The sequence below is a fragment of the Sulfuricurvum sp. genome, assembly GCF_028712165.1.
Taxonomy (GTDB): Bacteria; Campylobacterota; Campylobacteria; order Campylobacterales; family Sulfurimonadaceae; genus Sulfuricurvum.
In genome coordinates this window covers 1-14,533 of record NZ_JAQTQR010000071.1, presented here as the reverse complement: position 1 = coordinate 14,533, position 14,533 = coordinate 1, and the positions used below count along the sequence as shown (strand labels likewise).

Annotated in this window: 15 protein-coding genes and 1 tRNA gene; 8 read left to right on the top strand and 8 right to left on the bottom strand. The window is 44.0% G+C overall.

Annotation, left to right across the window (positions count from 1 at the left end):
• The 3 genes from PHP90_RS11545 to mraY form a co-directional block, all read right to left on the bottom strand.
• Nucleotides 1–76: transfer RNA gene (locus PHP90_RS11545), tRNA-Phe, on the bottom strand.
• A gap of 130 nt (nucleotides 77–206) precedes the next feature.
• Nucleotides 207–1,430, bottom strand: coding sequence for a UDP-N-acetylmuramoyl-L-alanine--D-glutamate ligase (gene murD, locus PHP90_RS11540; protein WP_299929966.1), 1,224 nt, complete (start codon nucleotides 1,428–1,430; stop codon nucleotides 207–209).
• Nucleotides 1,430–2,488: a phospho-N-acetylmuramoyl-pentapeptide-transferase gene (gene mraY / locus PHP90_RS11535; protein WP_299929962.1), complete on the bottom strand. Its 1,059-nt coding sequence runs from the start codon at nucleotides 2,486–2,488 to the stop codon at nucleotides 1,430–1,432. Before mraY ends, murD begins: the two co-directional genes overlap by 1 nt.
• Nucleotides 2,489–2,580: 92 nt before the next feature.
• Between mraY and gpmI the strand changes: the two genes are divergently transcribed.
• The 5 genes from gpmI (at nucleotide 2,581) to accA (ending at nucleotide 7,494) form a co-directional block, all read left to right on the top strand.
• Nucleotides 2,581–4,056 carry a 2,3-bisphosphoglycerate-independent phosphoglycerate mutase gene (gpmI, locus tag PHP90_RS11530; protein ID WP_299929959.1) on the top strand — a complete coding sequence of 492 codons (1,476 nt, stop codon included), beginning with the start codon at nucleotides 2,581–2,583 and terminating at the stop codon, nucleotides 4,054–4,056.
• Nucleotides 4,057–4,163: 107 nt separating this feature from the next.
• Nucleotides 4,164–4,907, top strand: coding sequence for a 3-oxoacyl-ACP reductase FabG (gene fabG / locus PHP90_RS11525; protein ID WP_299929957.1), 744 nt, complete (start codon nucleotides 4,164–4,166; stop codon nucleotides 4,905–4,907).
• An 82-nt stretch (nucleotides 4,908–4,989) separates the two neighbouring features.
• Nucleotides 4,990–5,220, top strand: coding sequence for an acyl carrier protein (gene acpP, locus PHP90_RS11520; RefSeq protein WP_299929955.1), 231 nt, complete (start codon nucleotides 4,990–4,992; stop codon nucleotides 5,218–5,220).
• A 108-nt stretch (nucleotides 5,221–5,328) separates the two neighbouring features.
• Complete coding sequence (locus PHP90_RS11515) at nucleotides 5,329–6,546, top strand: beta-ketoacyl-ACP synthase II (RefSeq protein WP_299929953.1); 1,218 nt, start codon at nucleotides 5,329–5,331, stop codon at nucleotides 6,544–6,546.
• Nucleotides 6,547–6,558: 12 nt separating this feature from the next.
• Nucleotides 6,559–7,494 (top strand): acetyl-CoA carboxylase carboxyl transferase subunit alpha, encoded by a 936-nt coding sequence (accA, locus tag PHP90_RS11510; protein ID WP_299929951.1) that lies wholly within the window; start codon nucleotides 6,559–6,561, stop codon nucleotides 7,492–7,494.
• 58 nt (nucleotides 7,495–7,552) lie between these two features.
• Here the strand turns inward: accA and PHP90_RS11505 are convergent, their stop codons facing one another.
• The 3 genes from PHP90_RS11505 to rpe are packed head-to-tail and all read right to left on the bottom strand — an operon-like array spanning nucleotide 7,553 to nucleotide 9,566.
• Nucleotides 7,553–8,344: a 3'-5' exonuclease gene (locus PHP90_RS11505; protein WP_299929948.1), complete on the bottom strand. Its 792-nt coding sequence runs from the start codon at nucleotides 8,342–8,344 to the stop codon at nucleotides 7,553–7,555.
• A complete protein-coding gene (locus PHP90_RS11500) occupies nucleotides 8,341–8,928 on the bottom strand; it encodes a phosphoribosylanthranilate isomerase (RefSeq protein WP_299929945.1) in 588 nt (195 codons plus the stop codon). The genes PHP90_RS11505 and PHP90_RS11500 overlap by 4 nt, the downstream gene beginning before the upstream one ends.
• A complete protein-coding gene (gene rpe / locus PHP90_RS11495) occupies nucleotides 8,925–9,566 on the bottom strand; it encodes a ribulose-phosphate 3-epimerase (protein ID WP_299929942.1) in 642 nt (213 codons plus the stop codon). The genes PHP90_RS11500 and rpe overlap by 4 nt, the downstream gene beginning before the upstream one ends.
• 227 nt (nucleotides 9,567–9,793) lie before the next feature.
• Between rpe and ercA the strand changes: the two genes are divergently transcribed.
• Together ercA and PHP90_RS11485 are read left to right on the top strand one after the other, a co-directional pair.
• Nucleotides 9,794–10,957 carry an alcohol dehydrogenase-like regulatory protein ErcA gene (gene ercA, locus PHP90_RS11490; RefSeq protein WP_299929939.1) on the top strand — a complete coding sequence of 388 codons (1,164 nt, stop codon included), beginning with the start codon at nucleotides 9,794–9,796 and terminating at the stop codon, nucleotides 10,955–10,957.
• Nucleotides 10,941–12,059, top strand: coding sequence for an HD-GYP domain-containing protein (locus PHP90_RS11485; RefSeq protein ID WP_299929937.1), 1,119 nt, complete (start codon nucleotides 10,941–10,943; stop codon nucleotides 12,057–12,059). The genes ercA and PHP90_RS11485 overlap by 17 nt, the downstream gene beginning before the upstream one ends.
• 9 nt (nucleotides 12,060–12,068) lie before the next feature.
• On the opposite strand, the gene PHP90_RS11480 is transcribed toward PHP90_RS11485, so the two are convergent.
• Both PHP90_RS11480 and PHP90_RS11475 read right to left on the bottom strand, forming a co-directional pair.
• Nucleotides 12,069–13,463, bottom strand: a complete 1,395-nt coding sequence (locus tag PHP90_RS11480; RefSeq protein ID WP_299929934.1) for a chemotaxis protein CheX — start codon at nucleotides 13,461–13,463, stop codon at nucleotides 12,069–12,071.
• Nucleotides 13,447–14,256, bottom strand: a complete 810-nt coding sequence (locus tag PHP90_RS11475; protein WP_299929931.1) for an HDOD domain-containing protein — start codon at nucleotides 14,254–14,256, stop codon at nucleotides 13,447–13,449. The genes PHP90_RS11480 and PHP90_RS11475 overlap by 17 nt, the downstream gene beginning before the upstream one ends.
• Before the next feature lie 182 nt (nucleotides 14,257–14,438).
• On the opposite strand from PHP90_RS11475, the gene rpmB reads away from it, so the two are divergent.
• The coding region (gene rpmB, locus PHP90_RS11470; RefSeq protein WP_299929969.1) for a 50S ribosomal protein L28 at nucleotides 14,439–14,533 on the top strand (95 nt) is incomplete at its 3' end.

The following is a 14,533-nucleotide window of genomic DNA, read 5'->3' as shown; positions in this document are numbered from 1 at the left end:
TGGTGGCCAATCTCGGAATCGAACCAAGGACACGCAGATTTTCAATCTACTGCTCTACCGACTGAGCTAATTGGCCACTTTTGTGAGGCCGAAATTATAGCTAGGTAAGCTTAAAAACAAGCTTAAGAGGCAAAAGGCGACTATTTGGTCGCTTTTTAAAACTCAAATATAGAAAATGTGGGCTTCCTGCCGAAGGAAACTTAGCGTTAGCGTAGCGAATCGGGACAAGTTCCGATCGCGTATTGTTTAAATAAATTGCCGCGTTCGGCATAAGAGCTGAATTGATCCAAGCTTGCGGCTGCCGGAGAGAGCATGGCGATACTGTGACGATTATGTTTTTTACTGATTTGCTCTACGGCAACATCGAGTGTGTTGCACAGGGTGCAGGGGATATTGTATTGTTTACAGAGTGCTTCAAGACGGAGCGCATTTGAACCGATCGCATAGACATCGACATCGTAGCGTTTCAGCGGTGTGAAGAGCTCTTCGAGTTCTACCCCTTTATCATCTCCTCCTAACACCAAATGGATCTTATGGTCACTGTAGGTACGTAAAGCGGCAAGGGTAGCATCGATGTTGGTCGCTTTGGAATCATTCACCCAAAGGCGGTCTCGAGAATCACGGAACTCTTCTTGGCGATGAGGATCGAGGATAAAGGCGTTGATCCGGTCATAATCGCAACGGTCATAAAGAATTTTATCGATTCCCATGGCAATGAGGGCATCCATCAAAAATGCCCCTTTGAATTTGATTTTACTTGTGTCAAAACCGAAATACTCAGCCAAATCTTTTTCATTTTCATAGATGATTTTGAATCCGCTGGTCGGGGCATCGGCAAACATTTTGGGGAGGATGATCGCTTCTCCTTCTTTCATCATGCTAAGCGGTTTGAGCTTAGCATCGTAATAAGCCTGCATACTGCCGTGCCAGCTGACATGATCGGGGGTAACGGGGAGAAGAGCATAGATGTTCGGACGGGCAATAGTATTGTAATGCATACTAAATGAGCTGGTCTCTAAAATCCAGATTGGGGCATCAGGAGACATGTCCGCGAGTGGAGTGCCGATATTCCCGCCGCTTATTGCCCCTTTATCGCTGAGCAGGTGCTCTACCATTTGGGTTGTGGTCGTTTTGCCGTTGGTACCGCTGATCCAGATTGAAAACGGCATTTGCGGGGCAAAAAAATCATACTCGCTGATGAGGTGCGATGCCTGCTGAATAAGAGGATGAGACGGCGGAAATCCGGGAGAAGGGATCTCATGAGTAAAGAGACGGGTGTCAAACTCACCTACAGGTTTGAGAAAATTTCCCTCATCATCGGTAAAAGGTTTCGTTATCTTGTCATCGAAAAAAGTGCACGGGCCTAAAAGTTTGGCGATTGCTCGGGTTGTTTTGCCGTATCCGAAACAGGCGATGTTGCGTTTTTCCATTATCGGATCTTCAAGGTAATAAGAGCAAAAATATTCGAGAGAAGCGAAATGATCCAGAAACGGACGATGATTTTATTCTCCGCCCATTGTTTCATTTCAAAATGGTGATGGATCGGTGCCATTAAAAAGACCCTTTTTTTACGGAGTTTGTAACTGCCGACTTGTAAGATAACCGAGACGGTTTCGATGACGAAAATAAGACCAATAAGGATTAAGAGCAGTTCGCTTTTTCCAATAATCGCCATATAAGCGATAAAGGCTCCGATTGTGAGAGAACCGCTGTCTCCCATAAACACTTGTGCCGGATGGCAGTTGAACCATAAGAAGCCGAGCAATGAACCCATGAGGGCCGCGGCAATGATGACGACTTCCCCTGCGGGGATCTTTGGCATCAAAAGATAGTGGGCCAAAGCGGCATTACCGACGATGTAGACGATAATACTCAGGGAGAGAAGGGCAAAGATAGACGGAACGGTTGCAAGACCGTCGAGTCCGTCGGTGAGGTTGACGGCATTGGAAGTGGCGATCATTACCAATACCCAAAAAGCAACACTCCACCATCCCATATCAAAAAGGCTCGATTTAATAAACGGGACATAAAAACCAGTATCGAGTTTAGCAACATAGATCAAAAACAGACCGATGGCGATACCGAATACGATCTGCATGATAAGTTTGGCGCGGGCAGTGAGACCGGAGAGGTTATTGGCACCGCGAATTTTGCCCCAGTCATCGGTAAATCCGATATAAGCATAAAACACAAGGGTAAGAAGACCGCCGATGACGAAAGGATTCATCACATTGACGGTAAGCAGGGAAGCAATTACGGTAGAAATCACAAAAACGATTCCCCCCATCGTCGGCGTTTTTGCTTTGCCTTGATGGGCACTGACGTATTCATTGATCGGCTGCACACGTGCAGAACGTTGTGCCCAAGCAATAAAGCGTGGCATGATAAAGAGAGTGAGGAGCAAACCGATGAAAAAAGCGATACCCGCACGGACGGTAATATACTGAAACAGATTAATACCAAGGGCCTTATGAAACCAATATAACATTCTATGAACTCTTTAAGATAAAATTTAAAAGCAATGCAAAAGTGACATTTTAATATAATCCCCCCAAAGTTTGTTTAATCAAAGGAGCCAATTTGAGCAAAAAAACTGTTTTGGTCATCACTGACGGTATTGGTTACTCGCCTAAACGTGAATATAACGCCTTTCATGCTGCGCATAAACCGACGTACGATCGTTTGTTTCGTGAAGTTCCGCACTCTCTGATCGATACCTTTGGTTTGAGTGTTGGTCTTCCTGAGGGGCAAATGGGCAATTCCGAGGTGGGACATATGTCTATCGGCAGTGGTCGGGTATTGTATCAGGATTTGGTCAAAATCTCCCTTGCCCTGGAAGAAGGGAGATTTGAGCATAATGAGATTTTTGCTTCATTACTCACAACCAGCAAACGACTTCATTTGATTGCACTATTAAGTGATGGAGGAGTTCATTCGCATATCGATCATTTGATCGGAGTAGCGGAGATCGCTGCAGAAGCAGGTAAAGAAGTGTGGTTGCATCTTATTACCGATGGGCGTGATGTCGCTCCAAAATCGGCGAATCTCTTTTTGCATACACTAAACACCCATGGATATCCTAATGTCAAAATCGGCTCGATCGGGGGACGATTTTTCGGTATGGATCGGGATAACCGATGGGAACGTGTTCAAAAAGGATACGACGCCATCGTGTGCGCCACTCCAAAAAGCGAGCAAAGCGTTGCTGATTACATCGAAAATGCATATGCCGCAGGAGAGACGGATGAATTTATTACTCCTACTGCATTTGAAGGATATGAAGGATTCAAAGAGGGGGATGCGGTTTTAACACTCAATTTCCGAAGCGATCGGATGCGGGAACTGACCCATGCAATCGGAGATCCACAATTCGACGGATTTAAACGTACCTTTGTACCGACCCATTTGGCTACGATTACCCAATACGATAAAAATTTCCCATATCCGGTACTGTTTCCTAAAGATGCACCGAAAAATACTCTTGCTGAAGTGATCAGCCGCGCAGGGCTTCGACAGCTTCATACTGCAGAGACGGAAAAATATGCACACGTGACCTTTTTCTTTAACGGCGGTATCGAAGAGCCCTATGAGAATGAGACACGGGTACTGATTCCGAGTCCGCAAGTAAAAACCTATGATATGCAGCCACAGATGTCTGCTCCCGAAGTGGGAGACGTTGTACTCAAAGCGATGGAGGAAGGGTATGATTTTGTAGTCGTCAACTTTGCCAACGGAGATATGGTAGGACACACCGGAAATTTCGAAGCAGCGGTAAAAGGGGTCGAAGCGGTCGATGCACAGTTGGGGCGGATTGTTGAAACGGCACAGCGAAACGGTTATGCAATGGTGCTTACTTCCGATCATGGAAACTGCGAAGAGATGCGTGATGATTCGGGAAATATGCTCACTAACCATACAGTAGGAAAAGTCTGGTGTTTCGTGATGGCGGACGGAGTTAATGAAGTTCACCCCGGTGCTCTTAATAATGTCGCGCCGACCGTTTTAAAACTCATGGGACTTGAAAAACCAGCCGAGATGGATATGCCGCTTATATAAAAAGCATGCAACATGCGCGGGCTTCATGCCTAAGGAAACCCAGTGTTAACGTAGTTATCGGGGTTTTACTCCGATAGCGTTGCAAAACTATAATACAAAGGATGAAAATGAAATTTACGGGTAAAAATGTATTAGTAACAGGTTCAAGCCGTGGGATCGGTGCAGAAGTTGCAAAAGTATTAGCAGGTTACGGTCTTAAAGTATGGATCAACTACCGCAGCGGTGCGGCAGCGGCAGATGCGATAAAAACTGAGATTGAAGCTGCCGGCGGTCAAGCGGCGGTTATCGGGTTTGATGTGAGTGACGAAGCGGCATTTGTCGATGCGGTCAAAACGATTGTCGATGCGGACGGCGCTCTTTCATATTTGGTCAACAATGCAGGGATTACCAATGATAAGTTGGCATTGCGTATGAAAGCGGAAGAATTCACAAGTGTACTGGACGCAAACCTAACATCGGCGTTTATCGGATGTCGCGAAGCGATGAAAGCAATGCGTAAACAAAAATTCGGAAGCATCGTCAATATGGCTTCCATCGTCGGAGAAACCGGCAATGCGGGACAAACCAATTATGCGGCGAGTAAGGGCGGTATGATCGCCATGACAAAAAGCTTTGCGATCGAAGCGGCAACCAGCGGTATCCGCTATAACTGTATTACTCCGGGTTTCATTGCGACCGATATGACGGATGAACTCAAAGAGGAAGTAAAAGCGGCATTTACCGCTAAAATACCGATGGCCCGTTTTGGAAGTGCTGCGGAAGTGGCCGAAGCAACGGCATTTTTGTTGAGCGACCATGCCAGCTATATCACCGGTGAGACGCTAAAAGTAAACGGCGGAATGTTCATGTAAAAGGCCCTTAAGGGGAAAACTTTCCCTCTTAAGTAAAATATGATATAATTTCGCGATTTTATTCATAGGAACAGGAGCTATTATGGCACTTTTGGAAGATATTAAAGAAGTAGTGGTTGAGCAACTCAGCGTTAACCCGGACGAAGTTAAAGAGGATTCTAAATTCGTAGAAGATCTTGGCGCTGATAGCCTTGACGTTGTTGAATTGGTAATGGCTCTTGAAGAAAAATTCGATATCGAAATCCCTGATGACGAAGCGGAAAAAATCCAAACTGTTCAAGATGTAATCAACTACATCCAAAGCAAAAACTAAAAACCCTTATCGAGGATTCACCTCGATAAATCCTAAAATCTATATTATGGTCTAAGAGATTGGCTTATCGGAGCCAAAGTTTCAGACCATCGACCATCAGGAGAGAATGTGAAAAGAGTAGTAGTAACCGGAATGGGAATGATCAATGCGCTTGGTCATGACAAAGAGAGCTCATTCAAAGCAATTTGTGAAGGTGAATGCGGGATCGATACGATCACGATTTTTGATGCTTCGACACAAAGTGCGCAAATTGCCGGTGAGGTGAAAGACTTCAATCCTGAAACCGTTATGGATGCTCGTGAGGTTAAAAAAGCGGACCGATTTATCCATCTTGGGATTAAAGCGGCACAAGAGGCGATGGCGGATGCCAATTTCCCTGAGGATTTTGATAAAGAGCGCTTCGGTATCGATGCAGCAGCCGGTATCGGTGGACTTCCGTCGATTGAGCGAAGTTCAATCATTCTTGAAACCAAAGGTGCACGTCGTATCTCTCCTTTCTTTATTCCCGGAGCACTTGTCAATATGCTCGGCGGATTTATTTCGATCGATCATGGTTTGCAAGGGCCGAATCTTTCAGCAGTAACGGCGTGTGCGGCAGGGACCCATGCGATCAGCGAAGCCGCTAAAACGATTATGATCGGCGGTGCGGATCAAATGTTAGTGGTTGCGGCTGAATCTGCGATTACCGGTGTTGGTATCGGCGGATTTGCATCGATGAAAGCACTGTCAACACGTAATGATGATCCAAAACACGCATCACGTCCATTTGATGCGGAACGTGACGGGTTTGTTATGGGAGAGGGTGCTGCGGCATTGGTACTTGAAGAGTATGATGCTGCAGTGGCCCGCGGTGCACGTATCTACGCTGAGCTTATCGGTTTCGGTGAGAGCGGTGATGCGAATCACATTACGACACCAAGTCTTGAGGGACCGCTACGTGCAATGAAAGCAGCTCTTAGAATGGCTGGAAATCCGAAAGTTGATTACGTTAATGCACATGGAACCAGTACCCCTACAAATGATAAAAACGAGACAGCAGCCCTCAAAATCGCATTTGGTAGCAAAGAGAACTGTCCTCCGGTAAGTTCGACAAAAGGTCAAACAGGACATTGTCTCGGAGCAGCGGGCGGTATCGAAGCGGTTATCAGTATTATGGCAATGCGTGACGGTATTATTCCTCCTACTATTAACTACGTGACTCCGGATGAAAACTGTGATTTGGATATCGTTCCGAATACGGCACGAAAAGCGGAACTGAATATCGTTATGTCTAACTCATTTGGATTTGGCGGCACCAACGGTGTCGTTATTTTCAAAAAAATATAAGAGGGCAAGCCGTTGGCTACCTATTTAGATTTCGAACAGAATATTCGCCAAATACAAGAGGAGATTATTGCTGCAGAAGTCCGTTATGACCACCATGCAGTAGAAATCCTCAAGCAGAATTTGGACAAAGAGGTTCATAAAACCTATACGAATCTCTCTCCTTATCAAGAACTTCAGCTGGCACGTCACCAAGACCGTCCGTACGCACTCGATTATATTAATCTTTTGTTGGATAAAAAATATGAGATTCACGGTGATCGCCATTTTCGTGATGATCAATCGATTATTTGCTATATCGGAACGATCGGTGATGAACGTGTGATGGTGATCGGAGAGCAAAAAGGGCGAGGAACTAAAAATAAACTCAAACGCAATTTCGGTATGCCTCACCCTGAAGGGTATCGTAAAGCATTGCGTGCCGCAAAAATGGCGGAGAAGTTTAATCTTCCACTTTTGATGCTGATTGACACCCCGGGCGCCTATCCGGGACTCGGCGCGGAAGAGCGTAATCAAAGTGAAGCGATTGCCCGCAATCTTCTCGAACTCTCAAATCTTAATACCATTACGGTTTCAGTCGTTATTGGTGAAGGCGGAAGCGGTGGAGCCTTGGCTATCGGTGTTGCCGATCGTCTTGCAATGATGCGCTATTCGGTATTTAGCGTTATCTCTCCTGAGGGGTGTTCGGCTATTTTGTGGAACGATCCTGCCAAAGTTGAGGCGGCAACCAATGCACTCAAAATTACCAGTGCCGATTTAAAAGAGCTTGATTTGATCGATGATATTATCGATGAACCGCTGATCGGTGCACATCGTGACAAAGAGGGTGCCGTTACTGCACTTAAAAACTATTTTTTAGGAGAAATCACTACTCTCCGTGCACTTAGCGATGAAGAACGTCTTGAAAAACGTTATAGTCGACTTGTCGGTATGGGACGCTATACCGAATAAACTTTTTTTGTAGATCATCGGGGCAAAATTCCGGTGATGTATCCCTAGTATCTACTGTTTACTTTTCTTCAGTTTCTATTTTTTCTTCTTTTTTTACTTTTGGACGTTTAAGCCGTTTGGCTTCTTTTGAAAAAGCAATCAATTCTTCCGTATTTTTAATGCTTTTAGGGACAAGTACCAGTGTTCGCTTGAGAAGTTTTGTTGTTGTCATTGCATCGGAGAGGGCTCGATGATGAGTCGCATCTTTATAAAGTTCGAGTTGATCATTGAGATAGGCCAAGCCGTAACGCTCGCTCTCGATTGTCCGCTCCGCTAAATCGATGGTACATAAAGAACGGTTGAGAAGCTTATCAAGCCCGACACGTTCCATCATGGCGGATACGAAGTTATAATCAAATTTTGCGGCATGTCCTACAAACACGGCATCCCCGAGAAAAAGACGGAACTCCTGCATCACTTGTTTTAGAGGGCGCGCTAGCAGGGTTTGCTCAACACTGATCCCGGTAATTCCCTGTATGAGGGTAGGAATTTCGGTGCAATAGACCAAACTCTCATAGCTATCGATGATATGGCCGTTTTGGAGCTTTACCGCACCGATCTCAATGATCTGATGATGAGAAGGCTTTGAACCGTTGGTTTCGATATCGACGATGCAAAAGAGGGTATCGTCTACAGAGCTTACGGCCGTTGCAAAGCGATAGTAATTATTGCTCAATACAAGGTTCATTCCGCGTGCTGCAAGAAGTTCAAGCGACAGTTCAGGAGGATAGGGAAGGGAGGATTCGAGCTCCTCTTTTGAAATCCCGTTTTTAGTAAGACGATTGATTGTTTTCGGATCAAAATCCTTCATGATTTTGCCTGTTGTATAAACGTGCAGACTTTTTCGTGATCTTTGAGCCCATGGCTTTTTTCTACACCGCTGCTGACGTCAACTCCGTAGAATCCGTAAGATTTAAGAGCACCGACATTATGGGGATCAAGTCCTCCGGCGAGGATGATTTTGGAACAATCGACATGATCGAACCATTCGATGTTGAGACGCTTTCCGCTTCCGCCGTATCCTTCGCAATACGCATCGATAAGACGATACTCATTCGGATAGAGGAGGACGTCTTCGGGTGCCTTTGCGCGGATAACACGTAAAGATGGGAAGTCTAACGCAGTGAAAAAATCATCGCTGACATCGAAATGAATTTGTGCAAGGGTAGATCCGGTTTCATGACAGACAGAACGGATCGTCTCCGGTGTTTCGTTGACGAACAGAGCCACTTTTTCTATGAACGGGGGGAGCTGTGAAATAATCGATTTTGCATTCTCGGGGGAAATATAGCGGGGAGATTCAGGGTAAAAAACAAACCCTAACGCATCGGCTCCCGCATCAATAGCGTTAAGGGCATCGTCGAGATTGGTAATCCCGCAGATTTTGACTCTCATACTTTTAAGCTGTCAATCGCGGTTTTATAATCTTCTGCACCAAAAACATAGCTTCCTGCGACACAGATATCGACTCCTGCATTTTTGAGCATTTCGATATTGGAGCTTCCGACACCTCCGTCGATTTCAATAAGACAGTTTGGATTGATGCGGTCGCGCAGTACTTTCAGGCGGCGGATTTTCTCTACAACGGTCGGGATGAACTTCTGTCCGCCGAATCCAGGGTTAACCGACATAACGAGAACCATATCCAAATCACCCAATAGATATTCGATCGCTTCGGCCGGGGTATGAGGGTTTAAAACAATGGCAGGTTTGATCCCGAGTGAGCGGATGTACTGGACCAGACGGTGCGGATTTTTTTCCTCTTCGATATGAAATGAAATGTATTCCGGTTTCAAAGGGGCAAACAAATCGACAAAAAAGGTATTGTTTTCTACCATGAGGTGGATATCGAGTGGTTTGGTCGCAGACGCAGCAATGGCACTGACAACGACAGGCCCGATGGTAAGGTTGGGGACGAAGTGCCCGTCCATCACATCAACGTGTACCAAGTCGCATCCTGCGTCACAGATGGCACGTACATCACGCGCTAAATTTCCAAAATCGGCAGAGAGGACACTAGGAGCAACGAGCATGGCTTATACCTTGAGTAAATATTTTCGTTATTTTAGCGAAAAAGATTTTTAGATAGCTTTGACAGGTTTTCTATAGTAAGTAGACATAATGTCATCTGTTCAGTTTCTAACTTTGAAAAAGCTGGAGATAGGTTTATAGACATATTCTGACACTCTCTAAAAGCTTCAGTAAATATAAATTAAGATAATATTAATATAGATAAAAAATATCGAAAAGGATGTCTGTCATGAATCCGAATCCGCTGGAATTAAGAAAGTTTGTAGTACCTGAGTTCGTCTATGGTGCAGGTTCTTTGAATTTAGTCGGACGATATGCTAAGAACTTCGGTGCTGAAAAAGTGCTTGTAGTTACAGATTCCGGTGTAGCCAAAACAGTTTGGCTAAATCGTGTTCTTGATTCCTTAAATATGGAAAAAATACCGTGGGTACTATTTCAGGATGTCACACCAAATCCTAAAAACTACGAGGTAGATGCCGGTGTCGAATTATTTCGTGAGTATAAATGCGACGTCATCATTGCCGTAGGTGGAGGCAGCCCTATGGATTGTGCCAAGGGGATTGGTATCGCCTTTGCAAATGATAAAAATATTTTGGAATTCGAAGGGGTAGATGAAGTACCCATACCGGGACCGCCCCTAATATGTATTCCTACCACGGGAGGATCATCTGCAGATGTATCACAATTTGCCATTATTAACGACACAATACGCAAGGTCAAGATAGCTATTATCAGTAAAACTGTAGTGCCTGATGTTGCTTTAATTGATCCTGAAACTACAACAACAATGTCCTCAGAACTGACTGCCTTTACCGGTATAGATGCACTAGTTCATGCGATGGAAGCCTATGTTTCAAATGCAAGTTCGCCAATTACTGATATGCATGCTTTAACTGCTATCCCTCTACTGGTACAAAACCTGATTCCGGCTATAGCACACCCTATGAATTTAGAGTATCGAAACAATATGATGATGGGAAGTTTGCTCGCCGGAATGGCATTTTCTAATGCCAGCCTTGGGCTGGTTCATGCTATGGCACATAGTCTGGGTGGTTTTTCAGGTTTAGCGCATGGAGTCTGTAATGCAATATTATTAAATCACGTAGTAGATTTTAACTATCCAGCAATGCCTGAGCGTTACGATCAAATCGCTTTCGCAATGGGTTTAAAACTTGACGGTTTAGATTCAGATGCTAGAAAACAGCTATTATTAGATGCTTTAATCGAATTACGTTCTAAAGCAGGAATCAATACAACCCTCAGTGAATTCGGTATAACACGTGCAGATCTTCACCAGCTTTCCATCAACGCATTAAATGATGCCTGTATGGCTACTAATCCGCGACATGCACGTATAGAAGAGATAGAGGCGCTATATGAAAAAGCACTCTGAATCTGAGAAAATTGAATCTTCACTGCGAGATAAAATTATCGGACTAGGTGAAAAATCGATACGAAAAAGCTACTATCCGCAACTGCAAAAAGAGTTGCTAAACATGGAAATGGTGCGTAATAAGTTGGCTGATAGTCAGGCTAGTTACCAATCTCTTGTAGAAAATATCAATGACGTAATTTTCAGTTTGGATACGGAGGGAACAATCACCTATATTAGCCCGGTTATAGTGGGTTTAAGCGGCTATTTGCCAAACGAAATTATTGGCAAATCATTCAAAGAATTTATCATGCCCATCGATATGTCTATTGTAGAGGTTATGTTCAAAAATGCCTTGAGTGGGAATATTGAACAACATGAATTTAGAATAGTCTGTAAAGACGGCACATTTCGCTATGTAAACTCGTCGACTCGTCCAATTCTGCAAAAAGGGAAAGTTAGTGGTCTAACCGGCATTGTGAGTGACATTACAAAGCGTAAACAAGGGGAAATGGATTTAGAAATTACACTGGAGAAATTGAGAATATCGCTCGACAGCTCGATTTTGATGGCAGCCTCCATCACTGAGAAACGTGATCCTTATACAGCAGGTCACCAGAAACGGGTTTCCCAACTGGCAGTTGCAATTGCTACTGAGATGAATCTTCCTGAGGAGACAATCAAAGGAGTTAAATACAGTGCTATGATACATGATATCGGTAAAATCTCTATTCCTGCAGAAATTCTTTCTAAACCCTCCGCTCTAAATGATATAGAATTTTCACTTATTAAGACGCATCCACAATCAGGCTACGATATCCTAAAAGATATCAATTTTCCATGGCCAATTGCAAAAATAGTTTTACAGCACCATGAGAGACTTGATGGCTCCGGTTATCCCATGGGTTTAAAAGATGATGAGATACTTTTAGAAGCACGTATAATTGCTGTTGCTGACGTAGTAGAAGCGATATCTACACACAGACCCTATCGCCCAGGCCTCGGCATAGATGTAGCATTGGGAGAAATTCAAAATCATCGAAGCACCTATTATGATGCAAAAGTAGTTGATACGTGTGTAAAACTCTTTCAAGAGAAAGACTATGCTTTTTCAATAACTTAAAGAGCCTATTTATCGCGTTAAAAAGAATATAAAACTACTTCCCTCAAAGACCAAGTTGACTTGAACCCCTTTTTTGTTCTGTGCCATTTCCATCAAGGATGCAACATCATGATAGGTTCGGGGAAGGGTAATGTCAACATGATGTTTTTTCTCTCCTAAAAGGGATTTTGCACGTCCGCCGATAATGTTGACAAACTCGGCAAGAGAATCCAAAATCGCCTCTTCGTCATCGGTCGCTTCACCGATGAGAAGTTCACAGGCTTTTTTTGCGATATCTTTCGGAAAGACGAGGATAATCATCCCGTCCAAATCGCCGTAAAATCCGATGGAACTGGCAAACTGGTTTTGGGTATTTTTGACCTCTAAGGTTTGGACGCTCATCGACTCTTTGGATGCTTTGGCATTGGTCATCATCGCGATGGTCGAGACGGTGGCATCGATAAAGTGGGGGAGCTCGTTTACCAATGCTTTATTGAGGGTACGGACCTGTTTGGATGCTGCAGCGCTGCTGCCGCCGAGCTCTTGAAGGAGCTCTTTGTTTTTGAGAATATCATCCATATTGTCAAAAAAGAGCATCCCGGCATCTTCGAGGTCGTTTTTAAAACTGACCGGGGTTTTTTCGAAGGTGAGTCCTACAAAACAGATGGTTGCATTGTACTCTGCGGCAGAAGAGGCGAGTTTCGTGAAAAAGTTCAATGCATGGACATTCATTGAAACGACTTTATAGGCATCGAAGATAAAGAGACGGAAACCAACGTTTAGGGAGTTGTTATGGTAGGCGATATTAAAGGTATTTCCGATCTCGGCATCCAAAAAATTGGCAATCGTATAGATAATGGCATTGCCGGTAACACGGGTAGCAATTTTCTGACCGAAGAGGCCGAGATACGTATCTTCGATAATGGCATAATAGAGATCCGGACTCTTTTTCTTTTCGTCAAACTCTTTTTTACTTTGGGCGATAATGGGATTGTGTCCGTAATCGAACAATTCAATTGCCATGGCAGAGCGTTGAGACGGGTCTTCATTATAAAGTAAAACGGTTCGGGAATCACCTTTGTTCGTCGGGGCGAAAAGCTCGGCAATTTTTTCGGTGAGGAAGAGAGAAAAATTTAGACTGCCTCCGTAAAAACTGTTGATGGTTGTAAATTTTTTATGATCATAATCGCATAGCCCCACAGCTATATGTTTCTGGCTTCGAATGGATAAAAGAAGTTTGATAAAAACGTCCAATCCGTTTTTATTAAAAAAGATCACTTTTTTGAGTGATACCAAGAGCATATCGACATTAAGCGCTTCGGTGGCTTTGATATCTTCGATTGTTAGATATGCAGGTGCATTGTTCCCATCCAAAAATCCTTGCGGACTGAAAATGGCGACTCGCCCTTTAACCGTTGCTCTCATCGTACCCCACCACTTGCATAAAAGATTCATATATATCTTGGACAAACTCGATTTGAAAATCAATAAACTCATTGAGCCCAGCACTGACGTAAACGCTTTGTGAAAGTTCATAAAAGAGTAATAGGTGCATCCACTGGCCTAAAATTTTTGTATCACCGCTTATGGAGGTATTTGCTCCAGAGGAGGCTTGAACAATATCCGAAACAGTTGAAGGGATTTCCCATTTTTCGGCAATTTGAGTACACAGGTCAAATAAGGTGCTCCCCGTGAGGCGCTGAAGAATCGTATTATAATCCAGAGCTTTTACGCTTCGTAGCTGTTTGACTTCATCCAGATGGTCTTTAAAAAGGGCATCGCAGACAATAATACTGGCAGGAAGCAGAGTTATAGCACTCTCATTGTCACGGCTGTGAAGTTTCAAATGGTTTAAAATACGTTCCCATTTACGTCCGAGAGAAGCCTGCAAATCATAGAAAGCATGACTTGAGAGGGCAAACAGGGACCACTCTTTAGGTGCTAACAAGTTCATTAGGTAACTGTAAAGGATTTGCTGTGCCGTAGCCGTCCCTAAAATCCCGAAAATTTGGGCTATATCCGTTACTTCATTTCGAAAGCTGTAGATAGGACGGTTGACAAGAGTACGAAGATACAGTTTTAGCGCCGGATCATCTTCGGCACATTTTGCCGCTTTGGGTAAGTCACCGGCACGGACATACATCAATGCTTGACGGACAACTTCGGGGGTAGGGGGAATATTTTGGATATAAAGGGTGATTTGTTCAGAGGTAATCACGTATCAGGGCATCCGATCTTTTTTAATTAAAGTTGTTTATATTGTAATGGCGTATAGATTAAATGTGCCTTTAAGCAGAGGAAGATGAAAAGGGAAAGATTGAGGTTCATGCAGTCCTTAAGGTAAACTTTGGGTTGGTTGAGATAAAATTCGCAACCTAAATTTACGCAAGGAGCCTCAAAATGGCAAGAAAATGTGCTATTAGCGGTAAAGGCCCAATGAGCGGGAACAACGTTTCTCATGCGAAAAATAGAACTAAGCGCCGTTTTTTACCAAA